The sequence below is a fragment of the Rhodococcus sp. WWJCD1 genome (assembly GCF_002258735.1).
In the GTDB taxonomy this organism is placed as follows: domain Bacteria; phylum Actinomycetota; class Actinomycetes; order Mycobacteriales; family Mycobacteriaceae; genus Rhodococcoides.
Genome location: NZ_NOXY01000020.1, coordinates 172,277 through 190,522, shown reverse-complemented (window position 1 = coordinate 190,522; position 18,246 = coordinate 172,277). Strand labels below are relative to the sequence as shown.

General features: G+C 63.9%; 17 protein-coding genes. 6 read left to right on the top strand and 11 right to left on the bottom strand.

Annotated features, from left to right (window positions below; all coding sequences use genetic code 11):
* Window positions 1-75: 75 nt before the first annotated feature.
* Complete coding sequence (locus tag CH286_RS13155) at window positions 76-1,041, top strand: squalene cyclase (RefSeq protein WP_094609431.1); 966 nt, start codon at window positions 76-78, stop codon at window positions 1,039-1,041.
* Window positions 1,042-1,255: 214 nt separating this feature from the next.
* On the opposite strand, the gene CH286_RS13150 is transcribed toward CH286_RS13155, so the two are convergent.
* The gene (locus CH286_RS13150; protein ID WP_094609430.1) at window positions 1,256-2,554 is read right to left on the bottom strand and encodes an NtaA/DmoA family FMN-dependent monooxygenase; all 1,299 of its coding nucleotides are present in this window, start codon (window positions 2,552-2,554) and stop codon (window positions 1,256-1,258) included.
* Between the two features lie 166 nt (window positions 2,555-2,720).
* Here CH286_RS13150 and CH286_RS13145 point away from each other — a divergent pair, with 166 nt between their 5' ends.
* From CH286_RS13145 to CH286_RS13125, 5 genes are read left to right on the top strand one after another with little or no spacing between them, the layout of a single operon-like run.
* Complete coding sequence (locus CH286_RS13145) at window positions 2,721-4,562, top strand: FAD/NAD(P)-binding protein (RefSeq protein WP_094609429.1); 1,842 nt, start codon at window positions 2,721-2,723, stop codon at window positions 4,560-4,562.
* Between the two features lie 44 nt (window positions 4,563-4,606).
* Window positions 4,607-5,695 carry an ABC transporter substrate-binding protein gene (locus CH286_RS13140; protein ID WP_255182648.1) on the top strand — a complete coding sequence of 363 codons (1,089 nt, stop codon included), beginning with the start codon at window positions 4,607-4,609 and terminating at the stop codon, window positions 5,693-5,695.
* Window positions 5,695-6,552: an ABC transporter permease gene (locus tag CH286_RS13135; RefSeq protein ID WP_094609428.1), complete on the top strand. Its 858-nt coding sequence runs from the start codon at window positions 5,695-5,697 to the stop codon at window positions 6,550-6,552. Before CH286_RS13140 ends, CH286_RS13135 begins: the two co-directional genes overlap by 1 nt.
* The gene (locus tag CH286_RS13130; RefSeq protein ID WP_441347118.1) at window positions 6,528-7,286 is read left to right on the top strand and encodes an ABC transporter ATP-binding protein; all 759 of its coding nucleotides are present in this window, start codon (window positions 6,528-6,530) and stop codon (window positions 7,284-7,286) included. Before CH286_RS13135 ends, CH286_RS13130 begins: the two co-directional genes overlap by 25 nt.
* Complete coding sequence (locus CH286_RS13125) at window positions 7,283-8,611, top strand: LLM class flavin-dependent oxidoreductase (RefSeq protein WP_094609427.1); 1,329 nt, start codon at window positions 7,283-7,285, stop codon at window positions 8,609-8,611. Before CH286_RS13130 ends, CH286_RS13125 begins: the two co-directional genes overlap by 4 nt.
* Before the next feature lie 47 nt (window positions 8,612-8,658).
* On the opposite strand, the gene CH286_RS13120 is transcribed toward CH286_RS13125, so the two are convergent.
* The 10 genes from CH286_RS13120 to CH286_RS13070 all read right to left on the bottom strand — a co-directional run bounded on the left by CH286_RS13120 (window position 8,659) and on the right by CH286_RS13070 (window position 18,246).
* A complete protein-coding gene (locus tag CH286_RS13120; protein ID WP_176458228.1) occupies window positions 8,659-9,105 on the bottom strand; it encodes a nuclear transport factor 2 family protein in 447 nt (148 codons plus the stop codon).
* Window positions 9,106-9,385: 280 nt separating this feature from the next.
* The gene (locus tag CH286_RS13110) at window positions 9,386-9,529 is read right to left on the bottom strand and encodes a nuclear transport factor 2 family protein (protein ID WP_094609424.1); all 144 of its coding nucleotides are present in this window, start codon (window positions 9,527-9,529) and stop codon (window positions 9,386-9,388) included.
* Window positions 9,526-10,467: an NADP-dependent oxidoreductase gene (locus tag CH286_RS13105; RefSeq protein ID WP_094609423.1), complete on the bottom strand. Its 942-nt coding sequence runs from the start codon at window positions 10,465-10,467 to the stop codon at window positions 9,526-9,528. The genes CH286_RS13110 and CH286_RS13105 overlap by 4 nt, the downstream gene beginning before the upstream one ends.
* A 38-nt stretch (window positions 10,468-10,505) precedes the next feature.
* The gene (locus tag CH286_RS13100) at window positions 10,506-11,630 is read right to left on the bottom strand and encodes an LLM class flavin-dependent oxidoreductase (RefSeq protein WP_094609422.1); all 1,125 of its coding nucleotides are present in this window, start codon (window positions 11,628-11,630) and stop codon (window positions 10,506-10,508) included.
* A complete protein-coding gene (locus tag CH286_RS13095) occupies window positions 11,627-12,367 on the bottom strand; it encodes a DUF1684 domain-containing protein (protein WP_094609421.1) in 741 nt (246 codons plus the stop codon). Before CH286_RS13095 ends, CH286_RS13100 begins: the two co-directional genes overlap by 4 nt.
* Window positions 12,364-13,719: an NtaA/DmoA family FMN-dependent monooxygenase gene (locus CH286_RS13090; RefSeq protein WP_094609420.1), complete on the bottom strand. Its 1,356-nt coding sequence runs from the start codon at window positions 13,717-13,719 to the stop codon at window positions 12,364-12,366. Before CH286_RS13090 ends, CH286_RS13095 begins: the two co-directional genes overlap by 4 nt.
* On the bottom strand, window positions 13,716-14,792 hold the full coding sequence (locus tag CH286_RS13085) for an LLM class flavin-dependent oxidoreductase (RefSeq protein WP_032401703.1): 1,077 nt from the start codon (window positions 14,790-14,792) through the stop codon (window positions 13,716-13,718). Before CH286_RS13085 ends, CH286_RS13090 begins: the two co-directional genes overlap by 4 nt.
* Entirely contained in the window at window positions 14,785-16,383 is a 1,599-nt protein-coding gene (locus tag CH286_RS13080; RefSeq protein ID WP_094609419.1) for a dipeptide ABC transporter ATP-binding protein, read from the bottom strand. Before CH286_RS13080 ends, CH286_RS13085 begins: the two co-directional genes overlap by 8 nt.
* Window positions 16,380-17,273 (bottom strand): ABC transporter permease, encoded by an 894-nt coding sequence (locus CH286_RS13075; protein ID WP_094609418.1) that lies wholly within the window; start codon window positions 17,271-17,273, stop codon window positions 16,380-16,382. Before CH286_RS13075 ends, CH286_RS13080 begins: the two co-directional genes overlap by 4 nt.
* Entirely contained in the window at window positions 17,266-18,246 is a 981-nt protein-coding gene (locus CH286_RS13070; protein WP_094609417.1) for an ABC transporter permease, read from the bottom strand. Before CH286_RS13070 ends, CH286_RS13075 begins: the two co-directional genes overlap by 8 nt.

Below are 18,246 nucleotides of genomic sequence, written 5' to 3'. Positions count from 1 at the left end.
CAGCATGAGGAAAACCGAGGAATACAGATGTGAACACTCAGGACGAATGGCCGAACGACGATAGGCTGCCTGATCATGGTCGCCGATTTCCTGCGCAACTGGCTTGTCGACTCGGACCCAGCGCTGCGTTGGCAGGTGGAGCGCGATCTCTTGGACGAACCGTCCGAAGTTTGGGAAGCAACTCGCGCCCGAGTTGCCACCGAAGGTTTCGGTGCAAGGCTTCTTGCGCTGCAGGATCCGGACGGGCAATGGGCCGGCGGCGCATTCTTCCCTGCGAATTTCGATAGTTCCGCGGCTCCGGGGCAACCCTGGACTGCGACCACTTGGTCGCTGAATTCGCTGCGCGAGTGGGGTCTCGACCCCGCGGTCCTGCGAGCGCGCCGCACGGTCGAGTTGCTCGACAAGAACAGTCGGTGGGAGTACGACAACCTGCCGTACTGGGGCGGCGAGGTGGACTGCTGCATCAACGCGTGGACGGTCGCCAACGGGGTGTGGCTGGGTGCAGACGTCGAGGGCATCGCTCAGTGGTTTCTCGAACACCAACTGCCGGACGGTGGTTGGAACTGCGAGTGGGTCGAGGGATCGACCCGCTCGTCATTTCACTCGACACTGAACTCGTTGAAAGGATTGCTGGAGTACGACACAGCCCTCGGCGGCACGGACGAAACTCGAGCTGCCCGGCGCGCCGGTGAAAAGTACTTGCTGACGCGAAAGCTCCTGTACACGTTGTCCACGGCTGAGAAAGTCGGGACATGGGTGGATCAATTCTTCTACCCATCCCGTTGGACGTACAACGCCCTCAATGCCGCCGACTACTTTCGGCAGGCCTCCCTGCTCGATGGGACAGCGCCGGATCCCCGCATGGAGGAGGCGATAGGAATCATCAGAGCCGCCCGCCAGAACGATGGAACGTGGTTGCAGGGTCACCCTCATCCAGGTGAGGTGTGGTTCGCGACCGACGTACCAGAGGGTGAACGCTCGAAGTGGCTGACACTGATCGGAACCCGAGTGCTGACGTGGTGGGATTCCTACTACGGCTGATCGTGCCTGCGTGGGGCATGCAGTAACGGTTTACCTCGAAAACGGTCTACCCGAAGCAACGCTTGCGATGTCAGCCGCGGATGCCGAAGTCGACGGCAGCGTGGGTGCATGCAGGCTGCGATCCAAGGCGGTCGATGAGAGCCGCTACTCGCGCTTTGAGCCAGGTCATGGACGTGACGGTAGGCTCGCCGCCCAGATTCGTCACCCGTTCCGATCACGCTGATTCGAATGGCGGCAAGGGAGGAAGCTCGAGATTTTCGCGGAAGGTTCCGCCGATGTAGTCGGTGCCGAGAATGCCCCGTTTGCGCAATTCCGGGAACAGTCCGTTGAGCACGAAGTCCCCGGTCCGTGGGTCGGTCAGTCCGCCGACCGAGATGACGTCGAGAACCCCCGCGTCGTAGCGTTCCTGGATGGCGTCGGCCAGTTGCTCGGGGGTTCCCGCTGCGGCCCAGTGGCCGGTGTCCTTCGATGTGATGATCAACTCACGCAGCGTCTTTCCTTGCGCCGCCAGTTTGCCGAAGATCTCCACTCGACCTCGTCGACGGTTGACCGAGGCCGGGTCGGGCAACACCGACTCCGGGATCGGCTGGTCCAGCGGCAATTCCGACAGGTCGACGCCACCGCCGAGCATGTCTTCGAGCCGCAACCTACCGGCGTCGAAGTCGGTATCATCCTCGGCCTCGCGAACGATCTGCGCCACCTCTGCTTCCGAGGCTCCGTAGGTGGCATGGAAGGAACTGAAAATCAGGGGCAGTTGGTCGCCGCGGCCCAGTTCGGCGGCCCGGGTTCTCACGGCCTTGGTATAGGTGACGGCGTCTTCGAGGGTCGCGAGCGAGGTGAACACCACCTCCGCGAACCGGGCACCCAACTCGATCCCACCTGCGGACTGCCCGGCCTGGAATTGCACCGGTCGACGCTGCGGCAACGCTGGAATGTTGAGCGGACCCTGAACGGTGAAGTACTTGCCCCGATGATCGATGCGCTGCACCAGCGTGGCATCCAACTCGGCACCGTTCGGCCCCGGCGTCAATGAGCCGGGCTTCCAGCTGTCGAACAACTTGTTCACCACCTCGAGCGACTCGGTGGCGCGGTCATACCGCTCCTCCGGGCTCGGCAGGTCCAGGTCGCTGTAGTTCTCCTCCCCCAGCGACGAGGTGACGGCATTCCACGCCGCGCGACCGTTGCTGACGTGGTCGAGCGTCCCGAAGAGCCTCGCCAGGTTGAACGGATGATGGAACGTCGTGGTGACGGTCGCGATCAAACCGACATCCGAGGTGACCGCGGCCAGCGCGGCCAGATAGATCAACGGTTCCTGGGCGCCGATAGCACCTTGCGACCCGAAGCTCAGCAGGTCGGCCGCGAAGAGCGCATCGATCTTGTTGGCCTCCGCAATTCTGGCAACCTCGAGCGCCTGATCGAGAGTGGACTTGGTGGAATCGACTGCCGCGTCGTAGATATCGGTTCCACCGCTGACGCCGGTGACGGTCTTGAGTGTGCGACGACGCTCGCTCATGCGCCCTCGTGCCGAACTGTTGCGAGTGTCATGTGGAACGACGGTAAAGTGCCGCCGGCCGCAAAGGGAAGACTTCGACTCAGCGTGATTTTTTACACCTGCAATCCCCGATTTCGGCACGTGCATACTTGATTTCGATACGCCTGCCTACTCGGGAAGGAAGCCAGTGACCGCGTTCACCATTGCGATAGTCGGCGCAGGCCCCCGCGGTACCGGCGTGCTGGAACGGCTACTGGCACGACAGTCCTCCGCGGATATCCACGTCCACGTGATCGATCCCTTCCCACCCGGAGCAGGCAGAATTTGGCGGGGCAGCCAACCACCACTGCTGTGGATGAATTCAGTAGCGGCCGATGTCACCATGTTCACCGACGACACCACCGTCGTGGACGGACCCATACGAACGGGTCCGACGCTGGCCGAGTGGGTACTCGACAACGTAGACACACTGCGCGCGGACCCCGAACTTCAGGACGAGCTCGAGCGGTTCACGCCCGGATCGTTCGCCTCACGCACCCTTCAGAGTCGCTACCTCGGTTGGGTGTTCGAGCGCGCCATCGCTGGGTCCAGCGCGCACGTGCAGGTGCACCGGGCGCGGGTCGTCGATGTGTCGACCGAGCAAGTCCTCACCCTCGACGACGGGTCGAACATCCACGCCGACGTCGTTCTGCTCGCGCAAGGCCATCCCGATGCGCTTGCTTCACAACGGGAGACAGAATTAGCAGACTTCGCGAATGCCCACCGGTTGACGTACATCGGCCCCGGATACACCGCAGATATGGACCCGAGCCCGGTACCTGCGCGTGAGCCGGTGTTGGTTGCCGGACTCGGCCTGGCATTCATCGACTGGATGGTGTTGCTCGCGGAGAGTCGCGGTGGCACCTTCGCACGGAGCGAGAACGGCACACTCGAGTACACACCTTCGGGCCGAGAGCCGGTGCTCTACGCAGGCTCGCGACGCGGGGTGCCGTATCACGCGAAGCTCTCCTACGACATCGCGGCCGCGCGGCCACCTCTGCCGAAGTACTTCACCGCCGACGCGTTCCCCGGCGACGGACCGCTGCACTTCCGCGACGAGATCTGGCCACTGGCGTCCAAAGAACTCGCCTGGGCCCACTATTACGAACTGTTCGCAGCTCATCCCGAGCGCACGTCCGGATCCTGGACGGACTTCGAGACCGGGTTGACCGAGATCGATTGGGAGTCAGAGGAACTCGGCCGGTTCGTCGAAGAGTTCGTTCCGAAGGACGACGACCGTATCGATCTCGCGCGCATGGACAAGCCCTTCGCCGGAGTGCGATTCGAGAGCCTCGAAGAGGTGCGGACACACCTGGACGAGTACATCGAGACCGATCTACGCCGTCGTGCCGACCCTCACTACAGCTCCGACGCAGCAGTCTTCTCCGCGTTGCTGTCGGTGTACATGACGATCGGAGAGTTGTTGCGCCGCGGCCGGATTCCGGCCCACTCCGTTGCAACGGACGTCGAAGGCTGGTTGCATTCGTTCTTCAGCTTCGTCGCCAGCGGACCGCCGCCGCTTCGTCTCGAACAGCTGTTGGCCCTCAGCCGCGCCGGCATCGTGCAGTTCCTCGGCCCCGAGGTCACCTTCGCTACCGAGGGCGACCGGTTCGTCGCCAGCAGCGCCGCTCACGACGTGGTGATCCATGCCGACACCCTGATCGATGCGCGGCTCCCCGTGGCGTCGATCGCGAGGGCAGGTGACGAACTGCTGCGCACCCTGCATGCCCGCGGTGACGTGACCGATATTCGCGCGACCGAACACAGCGCCGCGAAAGTAGCCGTGGACGGGCACTCTCGATTGATTACCGCGTCGGGGGAGATCGCTGGGAACCGGTATGCGGTGGGTCCGTGGGTTGCCGGACACACGTGGTCGAGCGCCTTCCCGCGGCCGCGCACAAACGCCGGGTTCTTTCGGCACAACGATCAGCTCGCCGCCGAGCTGCTCGGCCACCGACATGATCGAGAAGCGCACTTAGAATCACGCTAACGTAAACTGTTGTTCAACAATCGGTCTCACGTTTCACTGGTCCCATGCGAACCTTCATGGCCAGACGACGACCGTTCCGAACCGCCACCACTGCCCTGGTCGCTCTGTGCACCGTGGCCGTGGCACTGTCCGGTTGTGCGTCGGACGATTCGCCGGACAACGCTCTCGCTGCCGACGCGGCGTTGCCCACCGAGGTTCCTGGAGGAACCAAGCTGGTCATTGCGGACCAATCGGAGGCTCAGCAGACCGTTCTTGCCGCATCGGGCGAAGCAGATGCTCTGCCGTTCGACTACGAGTTCGCGAACTTCGTGGGCGGGCCCGCGATTCTGGAGGCCTTCCGGGCCGGTGCCGCCGACGTCGCCATCGTCGGCGACACCCCGCCCATCCAGGCTCTCATCGCCGGACAAGATGTGCCCATCATCGCTGCACGGCAGTCGGATCCGAACAACACCCGGCTCGCAGTGGCTGCGGGCCGAGACATCACCACTCTCGCCGATCTGCGCGGCACCAAGATCGCCTACGCCGAAGGCACGGCGCAGCAGGCAATCGTGTTGCGGGCGTTGGCCGCTGCCGACCTGACCACCGATGACGTCGAACTCGTCCGGTTGCAGCTCTCGGAATTTCCGGACGCCATCCGGACCGGTCAGGTGGATGTAGCGCCGCTCGGCGAGCCCAATCTGACTCGCTTCCTTGCCAATCCGGGCACGACGTTGATCGACGTCAGCGAGTCCGACGGGACGTCCACAGGGCTGAGCTACCTGTACGCGCGTCGTGAAGCACTGCAGGACCCCGCAAAGGCCGCAGCCCTGCGCGCCTACGTCGCGTCCTACATTCGCGCGGTCGACTGGTCCAACGACAATCCGGACGAGTGGATCCAGGCGTACTACGTGGACAACCAGGGGCTCACCGAGGCGGACGGTCGACGCATCGTGGAATCGCTCGGGCCGTCGACATTCCCTGTCCTCGACGAGGCTCTGGTACAGCGTCAGCAGGACACCATCGACGTCATCGACGACGCAGGCGAACTGCCCGAGAAGGTCACCGCATCCGACGGATTCGACCTGCGGTTCGAGCCGATCATCGCGGAGACGGTCACCGAGGTCGGCGCCACCCGTTCGCGAGAGGACAGCTGATGGCCACACCGACACTGCGCCGCGAGGACACCGAAAGGGCGGTCGATACGACCGGCAAGCTCGCGCCCCGGCGTACCTCGACCCGGCGCCTGGGGCCGGGAAAGGCAATTCCGTACGGGTTGGCGGTCGGCCCAGTGCTTCTCCTACTTCTCTGGGTGATCTCGTCCGCCGCCGGATGGCTTGACCCGCAGACCCTCCCGGCTCCTTGGACCATCTACCAGGCCGGGGCCGAACTGATCGCCGACGGTCGCCTGAAGAGCAATCTGCTCACGTCCGTTCAGCGCGCAGGGATTTCACTCGTACTGGGCGTCGCCATCGGGATCGTACTCGCCCTCGTCGCCGGCCTCAGCAGACTCGGTGAAGCTGTCGTCGACGGGCCGGTGCAGATCAAACGCGCCATTCCCACCCTGGCCCTGATCCCCTTGTTCATCGTCTGGTTCGGAATCGGCGAGTCGATGAAGATCATCGTCATCACCACCAGTGTGCTCATCCCCGTCTACATCAACACCCATGCCCAACTGCGCGGAGTCGACAAACGCTTCGTCGAGCTGGCCGAGACCGTCGACCTGTCCCGTTGGCAGTTCATCCGGAAGATCGCTCTCCCAGGCGCACTCCCCGGTTTCTTCACCGGCCTACGGATGGCGGTCACGATCTCGTGGCTTGCGCTCGTCGTCGTGGAACAGGTCAATGCCACCAGCGGCATCGGCTACCTGATGACGCAGGCACGCACCTACGGACAGATCGACATCATCGTCGTCGGGTTGGTGGTGTACGCGCTGTTCGGATTGATCGGGGACGCCCTCGTTCGGGCGGCCGAGAGAAAGGCACTGGCATGGCGACAGACACTGGGAGGCTGAACACCACCATGACGCCGAACGATACGCGAGTGGTCGAAGCTCGCGGTCTCAGCAGAGGTTTCGGCGATCGACTCGTGTTGGACAGCATCGACCTCGACATTCACAAGGGTGAGTTCGTTGCCCTGCTCGGACGAAGCGGCTCAGGCAAGAGCACGCTACTGCGCGCATTCGCCGAATTGGACGACGGCGTGCTCGGTTCTGGTGACCTGCGCGTGCCGCGAGCTCGTGCCGTCGTGTTTCAGGACTCGCGTTTGCTGCCGTGGGCACGGGTGCTCGACAACGTCATCCTCGGCCTCACCGGACGCGACGCCTCGGCTCGTGGCCGCGCCGCCCTGGCCGAGGTGGGCCTGGAGGGCCGCGAGAGGGCCTGGCCCAAGGAACTGTCCGGCGGCGAACAGCAGCGAGTTGCGTTGGCCCGCTCGTTGGTTCGCGAGCCGGAGCTATTGCTTGCCGACGAACCCTTCGGTGCACTCGACGCACTGACCCGCATCCGCATGCACGTCCTGTTGCAGGATCTCTGCGCGCGCCACAACCCGGCCGTCCTGTTGGTCACGCACGACGTCGACGAGGCAGTACTGCTCGCCGATCGAGTCCTCGTACTCGACAGGGGCCGCTTCGTCGCCGATCGCCAGATCGATCTACCGTCACCTCGTCGTCACGGCGACCCCCGATTCGTCTCGCACCGCAACGCCTTGCTCGCGGCTCTCGGTGTCGAGGAAGGAGCACACGCATGACCCGGACCCTGCACTTCAACGCATTTCTGATGTCCACCGGCCATCACGAGTCGTCCTGGCGTCTACCGGAATCCGATGCGCGGTCCGGCACCGACATCAAGCATTACCAGCGACTGGCCCAGATCGCCGAGCGAGGCACGTTCGATTCGATCTTCTTCGCCGACAGCCCTCAACTGATGGCCAACGTTGCGCGCCGACCGTCCGGGAACCTGGAGCCCTTGCAGATTCTGACGGCTGTATCGACGGTGACCGAACGTATCGGCTTGATTGCCACGGCCACAACGAGTTACAACGAACCGTTCAACCTCGCGCGTGCATTCGCCTCCCTCGACCACATTTCGGGCGGCCGTGCCGGCTGGAACATCGTCACCACGGCCGGCCTGGAGGCGGCACAGAACTTCAACCTCGACGAGCTGCCCAAGCACGACGTTCGGTATGCCCGCGCGGCGGAATTCGTCGACGTGGCTCAGAAGTTGTGGGACAGCTGGGACGACGATGCGATCTCAGCGGACAAGGAGTCCGGAGTGTGGGGGCACAACGACAGGGTGAGAACTGTCGATCATCGAGGCGAATTCTTCTCGGTCCGAGGGCCGTTGAATGTCCCGCGACCGATCCAAGGGTATCCACTTCTGGTCCAGGCGGGCTCGTCCGAGGGCGGTAAGGATCTTGCGGCCCGGTACGCCGAGGCAGTGTTCACCGCGCAGCAGACCATCGACGATGCTCGTGCGTTCTACGCAGACTTGAAGGCGCGCGCTGCTGCTGTCGGTCGAAATCCCGACCACATCAAGATTCTGCCCGGCATCGTCCCGGTCATCGGCTCGACCGAGGCCGAGGCTCACGCACTCGAACTGGAGCTGGACCGGCTCATCGTGCCGGAATACGCGCTTGTTCAGCTCGCGAAAACATTGAAAGTGGATCCGTCCACGCTGCACCTCGATGAACAGCTTCCTGAGCAGCTACTGCCCGAGGACGCTATCGAAGAGGCCAAGAGCCGCTACACCCTCATCGTGGAACTAGCTCGACGCGAACAGCTCACGGTGCGCGAGCTGATCGGACGCCTCGGTGGTGGACGCGGGCACCACACGTTCACCGGTACGCCGCTGCAGGTGGCCGACGCCATCGAACAGTGGTTCCTCGGCGGAGCCGCAGACGGCTTCAACATCATGCCGCCGGCGCTTCCCTCCGGGCTCGAGGTGTTCGTCGACGAGGTGGTCCCGATTCTGCGGGCACGGGGACTGTTCCGAACCGAGTACACCGGATCGACGTTGCGTGAGCACTACGGCCTGCCGCGGCCGGTGAACCAATTCGGTTTGGTGACTGTCTGATCGGCGGCTGGTGGGCCTCGGTCACCGTCCACCAGCCGCAGTTCCCGTCATCCCCTCCAGGACGCGAAAGTGAATGTCCTGCTCGACGGACCACCGGGGTCGTCGCGTCTACGGTTTCCCCGGCTCGCGACTCGGTGCGCGATTCTCCAGCCACGGACGGTGTGCACCAGCGTGTCCTGGTAGTCGCCGCTGCCCGCGGTGCCGTCGGTTCGAACGATGACGAACTTGCTCCACGCCCGGATGGTTCCGTCCGGGCGGCGGGTGAGGATGGTATCGGACGTGTGGTCTGGGTGATACGGCCGAACGTTCTCGACCATCTCTCGCACGGCCGAAATGCCCTGCAGTGCCGCCTCTCCGGCCCCGAAGACCACATCGTCGGTGAACACCGTGCGGGCCTGATCCCAGTCCCGGTTGTCTATCACCTGGGCGTAGCGGGAGAGGACGCCCAGGATCTCGGCCGCAGTGTCGGGATCGACGCGAACTTCCGTGGTCACGACCGAGCCCAGCTCACGAACGATTCCGCCTCGTGCTGGATAATATCCGGTCGATTGCGAACAGTGATGCGCCTCTTCGAGATTCGGGTACCGTCTCCGGTCGCGATCACCTGATCGACGTAGTCACCTGTCAAAGAGGTGGCGTCGAACTCGACCACGATGAATCGGCTCCACACCCGCGCTACATCACCGTCGATATCGGTGATGGTGTTGAGTGTGTGATGAGATCGCTTCGGATCGAACGACTGCAGATAACCCCGGATACCGTCGAGTCCGACGATCAGGTTTTCTCTGCCTCCAGGGTTGCATCGGGAGTGAAGACCGATGCCAACTCTTCCCACTCCTGATTATCCACCACGTGCGCGTAGCGCGCGAGTACCTCCGCGACGGCCCAGTTGTTCAGAACGTCAACTTCTTCCGTCACGGAATCAACACGAACTTTCCGCGCGGGTGATCCCTTTTCAGTTCCGAGTGCGCTGTGGCTACATCGGCCAACGGGAACGTCTTGGCGACGACAACTTCGTAATCACCCTCACCTGCTTGTCGCACGAGTGACAGGGCTGCCTTCTTACGCCGTTCCGCGCTCTCCGGGTTACCGCCACCCACCGAAGGGAAACCTTCGTTGGCGGCCCTCTCGAAGGCAGCGATAGTCACCAAACGGGCTTTGTTCGTCAACAATTCGAGGGATACATCCACGGCCTCGTCGGTGCCGACCGTGTCGATCGCCGCATCGATGCCGTCGGGTGCCACGGCCCGCACACGATCGAGCAATCCCTCGCCGTACTCGATCGGCACGGCACCGTACTTCTGCAGAGCGTCATGGTTCTCCGCACGCGCTGTGGCGATCACTGTCGCACCACGGGCCTTGGCCAACTGCACGACGATGGATCCGACTCCCCCGGCCCCGCCGTGTACGAGCACGGTATCGCCGGTCGACACAGCGACCGTTTCGAGCGTGTCGTATGCGGTACCGGCGACGACAAGCAGGCCGGCAGCGACATTCCAGTCCAGAGAGGCGGGCTTCGGCAGTACCGCGTCCGCAGGAACGAGAACCTTCTCGGCGTATGCACCCTTCGCACCGGACACGATCACTTCGTCGCCGACAGAGATCGGCCCGCCCGGACCTTCGGCCGCGTTACCGACAGCAACGACGACGCCGGCCGCTTCGCTACCGAGCGGCAGCGGAAGCGTCGACTCGTCGGAGCCGAACGCGCCGCTGTAGAGCTTGTAATCGATCGGATTGACCCCGATGGCCTTCACCTCCACCAGAACCTGCCCTGCTGCGGGCTTGGGCAGAGCCCGATCGACGATCTCGACGACCTCTGGTCCACCGAATGATGTTGCTACCGCTACTCGAGTCATGCCGCCCTCAACCGTTCTCTCACATCGTTTGTTCCCGACTACACGCGTAATCGCGGTAGTCCCCATTCCTTACCCAGCAGTTCGTACGAGAGCAGCCGGTCGGCGTGGTCGTGGGTCATCGAGGTAACGACCAATTCGTCTGCGCCTGTTGCTTTCTGCAAACCGTCGAGCTTCTCGCACACTGTCGCCGCCGACCCGGTGATCTGAGTGTCCACGCGATCGGCCACCAGTGCGTACTGCTCGTCGGACAGCGGCGCAACACTCCCGGGATCCGGATATTCGACGGCACCGTGACCGCTCCGAATGCTGTACACCCACTGGGGGAACGACGCCGCCAACTCGTGCGCTCTGGAATCCGAATCTCCCACAACCACATCAGCGGACACTGCCACATACGGATGGGACAACGTATCGGATGGCACGAATGCACCCCGATACTCGTCGATCGCGTCGAGTGTCGTTCCGGGACTGACGTGGTAATTCGCAACGAACGGTAGTCCACGGGCACCCGCCTCTCGAGCACTGGGCCCTGCACTGCTTCCGAACAACCACACTTGCACCTGGGCACCCGCACCGGGACGGGCCGACAAGGGCACGCCGTTTCGCTCATAGGTATCGGACAGCAGCGCCACGATATCGTCGAGCTGATCACCGAAGTCCGGTGAGATCGCCTCGGGCTGCTGGAGGGCACCCAGCGAGGCTGCCAATCGGGCCGACTTCAGCAGTGCAACCGGTGAATACGGAACTGGAAACAGTACCCCGTCGATCGTTCTCGCAGCGCGAGGCCGCTCGGGTACCGGGGCACCGGACAACACTTCGGCACGCCGCTGCCCGGATCGACCCACACCCAGATCGATACGACCCGGATACAACGCGTCCACCGTTCCGAAGGACTCCACAACGGCAGCAGCTGTCGTGAAACCGAGCTGGACCGCTGCCGAGCCGACGCGAATCCGGTTGGTGGCAGCGGCAATCAGACCGATCAACACTGCGGGTGAAGAACTAGCCGCCGCCACGAAGTGGTGCTCGGCCACCCAATAACGCTCGTAACCCCACTCCTCGGTCTGGCGCGCAAGGTCAACCGTGTTTCGCAGCGCCTGCGCGACGGTCGACCCCTCGCTGATCGGGGACAGATCGAGAACCGACAACGGAACTCGCGTCATCTCGGGTTCTTCTCCCCTGCCTCGACGGCGAAAGTCAGCCTGTTCTCAGCAGGCGCGACGGGGCACGTCGCGTAGTCGGTGAACGCACACGGAAGGTTGGAAGCGCGGTTGAAATCGAGAACGACGGTGCCGTCTACGGGAGCGGGCACTGCCAGGATCCGCGCAGCCGGATAGGTCGTCACCCCGCTCGTGGCATCGGTGAACAGGACCTTCAGACCGTTGCCGATGCCGCCGAACGCAATCAGTTGCGCAGCGGTACCGGCCACCTCGAAGTCGAGAGTGCCCACAGCCGTGTGATGGTGTTCGAGTCCTTCCACCACGGCTCCGGTCGTGACGGTCACCGGCGAGTCGTACGGGGTGAACTTCCCGGTGGCGACGAACTTCTCGCTCGGCTCGTAGGCCGGGATACCGTTGTAGGACTGGAGGGTCTGAGCTTTCGGGTCGTGTACCCGCAGCGCGACAGAACCGGTCCGACGGATCACCTCGATACGTCGATCTCCGTCCTCGACCAGGATGCCCGGTGCGCCCTCCACCGGATTCAGAGTCGTCACGCCGTCGAACCCTTCGACAGTCACCGAATCGGCGTCCGCCTTCCACCGGCCGGGAAGGTCCGCGACGGTCTCGAATTCATTTGTCAGCCAATACAAACCGGTCAAGGAGACCCAACCCAGAGGATCACCGTAGGACGCCTCTCGGTCGGCATGCCATTGCTTCCAGTCCTGCCCGAAATCGCTCATGATGCTCGCACTCCTTCACGCTGTTCGTACGGGTGACGCAAACCGAGGTGGTCACGCAAGGTGGTTCCGGCGTATTCGGTGCGAAAGCTGCCGCGGTCCTGAAGTTCCGGAATCACCTTGTCGACGAATTCATCGAGGCCTGCTGGGGTGATGTGCGGGACGAGGATGAAGCCGTCGCTCGCGTTCTTCTGCACGTAGCTGTCGATTTCCTCGGCCACCTGCGCAGGGGTTCCGACGAACTGCTGCCGCGTCGTCATCGCGATGATCAGTTCACGAATGCTCAGGTTGTCTGCTTCGGCGCGCTCGCGGTACTGCTGGGCAATGGTTCTGGGGTCGCCGTGTCGCGCACGACCACGGGTGATGGACACATCGCCGCTGGGTTCGATATCCGGCAACGGACCGTCCGGGTCGTACGCGGACAAGTCCTGTCCCCACACCTGTTCGAGGAACGAAATAGCTGTCTTACCGCTGACCTGCTGATGCCGGATGTGGTCCGCCTTGTCGACCGCGTCCTGCGCAGAATCGCCGAGCACGAACGTCGCCGCGGGCAGCACCTTCAGGTCGTCGTGCTCGCGACCGTACTTGGCGAGCCGACCCTTGACGTCGGAGTAGAACCTCTGTCCGTCCTCGAGCGTGCCGTGGATGGTGAAGATGGCGTCGGCCTTGGCCGCACCGAACTCGCGGCCCTCGTCGGAATCGCCCGCCTGCAGCAGAACCGGATGTCCCTGCGGACTGCGCGGCAGTGTGAAGCGACCCTGCACATCGAATTGCGGTCCGGAATGCGAGACTGCGCGGATCTCGGATTGGCGACCGAAGATCCCGCGCTCGCGATCGACGACGAACGCGTCGGTCTGCCAGGAGTCCCAGAGCTTTCGCGCGACGTCGATGATCTCGTTGGCCCGCACGTAACGGTCGGCACGATCGAGATAGCCGCCCCGCCGAAAATTCTCGCCGGTGAACGCGTCCGAGGACGTCACCATGTTCCATGCCGCCCTACCGTCGGACAGGTGATCCAGCGACGAGAATTGTTTGGCGAGCTCGAACGGTTCGTTGAACGTGGTGTTGATCGTCCCGGCAAGTCCGAGCTTGGTCGTCACCGACGCAAGCGCATTGAGGACGGTGAGCGTATCCGGTCGACCGACCACGTCGAGATCGTGAATCCGGTTGCGGTGCTCCCGAAGTCGCAGTCCCTCGGCGAGGAAGAAGAAGTCGAACAGACCGCGTTCGGCCGATTCGGCGAGGTGTACGAACGAATCGAACTCGATCTGGCTCTTCGATTCCGGATCGGCCCAGACGGTGGTGTTGTTGACGCCGGGGAAATGGGCACCCAGATGTATCTGCTTCTTCGTCACAGGCTCTTCCCTTCGAGTGCATAGCGATTGACGGGGCGTGTCAGGCCGAGACGCTCGCGCAGAGTCGATCCGCTGCGGGTGTCGGTGGCCGGTAGTGCCGCCACTCCAGACGGCAGGGCGAGCGGTACCAGGGTGACCCCGTCCAGCCCGGCCGCTTCGATGGAACCGAGCAGGAGATGCAAGCCTGCCAGATCGCCGACATGCGACACGCTCTCAGCGGCTCTGACGTGCCCCGCCCAGTTGTCGAGCTGAGCGAGTTCCTCAGCGGCAGAATCGGATACCAAGGTCTCCACGTCCAACAGGACGAACACCTCGGCCGGGTCACGGCCTTCGGCAACGACCGCCCGTCGAATGCGGGCGGCGGTCGTTGCCGCATCCTCGACCGTGTCGGCGACGATTCGGACGATGTCGGCACGCGCAGCGGCCACCGACACGGACTCCGTGGAGTCACCGCGAATCACGACCAGCGACTGTCCTTGAGGAGACCTCGGAGTGATCGACGGACCCTTGACCGAGAAGTTCTCACCCTCGAAGTCGATGTAGTGCAGCTTGTCTCGGTCGATGAACCGCCCCGACTCGACATCACGGATCTCCGCGTCGTCCTCCCAGCTGTCCCAGAGCCTGGTGACGACCTCGATTGCCTCGTCCGCCTCGCGCCACAGGCTGCCGTTGTCCTGCTCCGCTTTCCGACCGAACAGCGCTGCCTGCTCGGCACCCGGACTCACCTCGACCTGCCATCCGGCCCGGCCGTGGGAAGCGAAATCGAGGCTCGCGATCTGCTTCGAGATGTGGAACGGCTCGGTGTGCGTGACGGTGATCGTGGGCACCAGCCCGATCTTCTCGGTGACGGCGGCTGCCCGTGCCGCGATGGCTGCGGCCTCGAGCGTCCGACTGGCAAACGAATCGCCCAGGAACGCGAGATCGATACCCGCTCGGTCTGCAGCCTGCAGCTGGTCGATCCAGAACCCTGCGGTGAACACCTCTTCCGCGCGAGAATCGGGACGACGCCAGGCCTGCGGATGTGCGCCGGTGCCTTTCAGCTCTATCGCGGTCAGGAACAGCTTGTCAGACACTGGTGCTCGCTTTCTCGTGCGCGCTTCCGGGAATGGCCCCGAGTAGCTCGCGGGTGTAGTCCTGCTGTGGATTGTCGAACAGTGCTGCGGTGTCGCCGTATTCCACGATGACGCCGGATTGCATGACGGCCACGGTGTCGCTGATCTGACGGACCACGGCCAGATCGTGCGAGATGAAGAGGTAGCTCAGACCCAGCTCGGACTGCAAGTCGTCGAGCAGCGTCAGGATCTGTGCTTGCACCGATACGTCGAGGGCCGAGACCGGCTCGTCGAGCACCACCAGTTCCGGTGCGAGAGCCAACGCTCGGGCGATGGCGACGCGCTGGCGCTGCCCACCCGAGAGCTCGGCCGGCCGTCGGGCCAGGTAGTCGCTGGTGAGTGCCACCTGATCCAGCAACGTCCGGGCACGCTCGGAACGCTCACGCGAGGAACCGACCTTGAACGCGTCCAACGGTTCTCGCACGATCTCGCCGACGCGCAGCTTCGGGTTCAGTGACGCGTACGGGTTCTGATAGACGATCTGAACACGCCGCCGCAGTTCACGCCTGGCCTTGCCACGCAGACCGGTGATGTCCACACCGTCGAACGTGACCGAACCCGACGACGCGGTCTCCAGGCCGATCGCGATGCGCGCCAACGTGGACTTGCCGGACCCGGACTCGCCGACGAGCGAAACGGTGCGCCCACGTTCGACGGTCAACGTGGCTCCCTTGACCGCATCGAGGTGGACGCCTCGGCCTATGGTGAACCGCTTCGAGACGTCGCCGACCGTCAGGATCGGATCGGCTGCCGTGGTGCGCGCGGGTCGTACGGTCGTATTCAGCGACGGCGCAGCGGCCAACAGTTGACGGGTGTACGCGTGCGTCGGGTTCGCCAGTACCTCTGCGGTGGGGCCGGTTTCGACAATTCGACCCGCGCTCATGACGATCAGGCGATCGGCTCTGTCCGCAGCAACGCCCAAGTCGTGAGTGATCAGCAGGACTGCGGCACCGGTTTCGGCGATTCGGGCGTCGAGATGGTCGAGGATGCGTCGCTGCACGGTGACGTCGAGGGCGCTGGTCGGCTCGTCGGCGATCACCAGTTCCGGGCGGCACGCGAGAGCGATTCCGATCAGTACGCGCTGACGCTGCCCACCCGACAGGTCCTGCGGATACTGCCGCGCCCGCACCTCGGGGTTGTCCAGACCTGCTTCGGTGAGGATGCGAATTGCCTCGACCTTCGCGGACCGGCGATCTGCGAGGCCGTGCACCCGCAGCACCTCGGCAACCTGGTCGCCGACGCGAACCACCGGGTTCAGCGAGGTGGTCGGATCCTGCGGGACGAGCCCGATATGACGGCCGCGCAACCGGTTCAACGTCTTGTCCGAGGCTGTGTCGAGCCGCTGCCCGTCGAACGTCACCGATCCGCCCACGATGCGGCCGGAACCCGAGAGCAGACCGATGACGGCGTGGGCAGTCGTCGACTTTCCGGAGCCCGATTCACCGACCACGGCCACCACTTCACCGCGGTCGACGGTGAACCCGATGCCGGAGACGGCGGTCGTCTCACCGTAATTGACGTGCAGATTCTCTACTTCGAGAATGGGGCTCATTGTGATCGCCTCTCGAGTGCGTGCCCCAGGCGGTGCGCGGACACGACGACGGCCACGATCACCAATCCCGGCAGTGTGGTCATCCACCAGGCGGTGGCCAGGAAGTTGCGGCCCTCGGAAATCAGCGATCCCCACTCCGGGGTGGGCGGAGCAGCGCCGAAGCCGAGGAAGCTCAGCGCCGATACCGCGAGAACTGCCATACCGAATTCGACTGCAGCGAGCGCGATCACGGGGCCGTACGAGTTTCTGAGGATGTGCCTGCGGAAGACATCGAACCACCGCACACCCGAGGCGTAAGCCGCTTCGACGTACAGCGATCTGCGCACCCGCAGCACCTCCGAGCGCATCACTCTGGCGAAATTCGCGATCAATGTGACACCGACGGCGATAGCAACGTTGACGGTGCCGAAGCCCAGAGCGGTCACCAGCGCCAGCGAGAGCAACAGCGTCGGAATCGACAGCAGCACATCGACGATGCGCATCAGCACCGCGTCGACTACTCCGCCGACGGCCCCCGAGACCAGACCGATGATCGAGCCGACCACCAGGGCGATGCCGACTGCCAACAGCGTTGCCGTCAGCGACAATCCGGAACCGTGGACCACTCGGGTGAAGACGTCACGGCCGATGTTGTCGGTGCCGAACCAATGCGCCGCGCTGGGTGCCTGCAGCTTGTCGGCCGGTGTACCCACCAGCGGATCGCCGCTCGCGAAGACGGACGGGAACAGCGCGAACCCGAGAGCAAGCAGCAGCACGATCACGGAGGCACCGAGCCAGATGTGTTTCAACACATCCCGCGGACCGCGTCGCCGCGTGGGTGCCGGTGCTTCTTCGGTTGCCGCGGGAATTGGCGAATGGACGGCCGGTTCACGAATCAATATGTCAGACATGGGCTTTCTCCGGTTCTGCACTGGCCTGCGCGGGCCGGTATTCGCGCACGATGCGTGGATCGATCAGCGGATAGAGCAGGTCGACTGCGAGATTGACAAGGACGAAGACCAGCGAAGTCAGAACGACGATGCCCTGCACCACCGGAGTGTCCTGGGCCAAAACCGATGTCTGGGTCAGCCGTCCGACTCCGGCGCGCGAGAACACCGTCTCGACCACCACCGATCCGGCCAGCAGGGTGCCCACCAAGACTCCGGCAATCGTGAAGGCCGGGATCGAGGACAGTCGCAGAACGTGTCGCGTCTGCACCCGAATGCGTGAGACCCCCTTGGCGCGAGCCACATCCACGAACGGCTGCTTCCACGTGGTGGCCATGCTGGTAGCCAGGACCTGCGCGATGACGGCACCGGTCGGCATAGCGAGCGTCACCGCAGGCAGCACCAACGACGCTGCCCCGTCGTCACCGAACGCCGGGAACCAGCGCAGTCGGAACGAGAACAGTTGCAGCAGCAGTAGTCCTACCCAGAACGTCGGCACCGCCACCCCGAGCGGTGGAAGCGCCAGCAGCAGGTTCTTCAGCCATACGATCTGGGTGTACGTGGCGGCGTAAGCCACCGCGGATCCGAACACGACCGCCAGCACCAGGGCTGTCCCCGCCAAGCCGAGTGTGCTGGGCACCGCGTCGAGAATGGCCGTCGTCACCGGCTGGCCGGTGGCGATGGACAATCCGAAGTCGCCCTGCGCGGCCCCGACCAGTGAGTGCCAGTACTGCACCAGCACCGGCTGATCGAGACCGTAACGAGCCTGCAGTTCAGCGATCGCCGCAGCATCTGCCGGGGTGCCCGAGCCGGCCGAGTCCACGGCAAGACTGACCGGGTCCGAGGGAAGGAGGAAGAGCACGATGAACGAGATGGTGAACGCAGCCCACAGCACTGCCAGTGCCTGCAATACTCGCTGTCCGATGTAGCGGGTCAT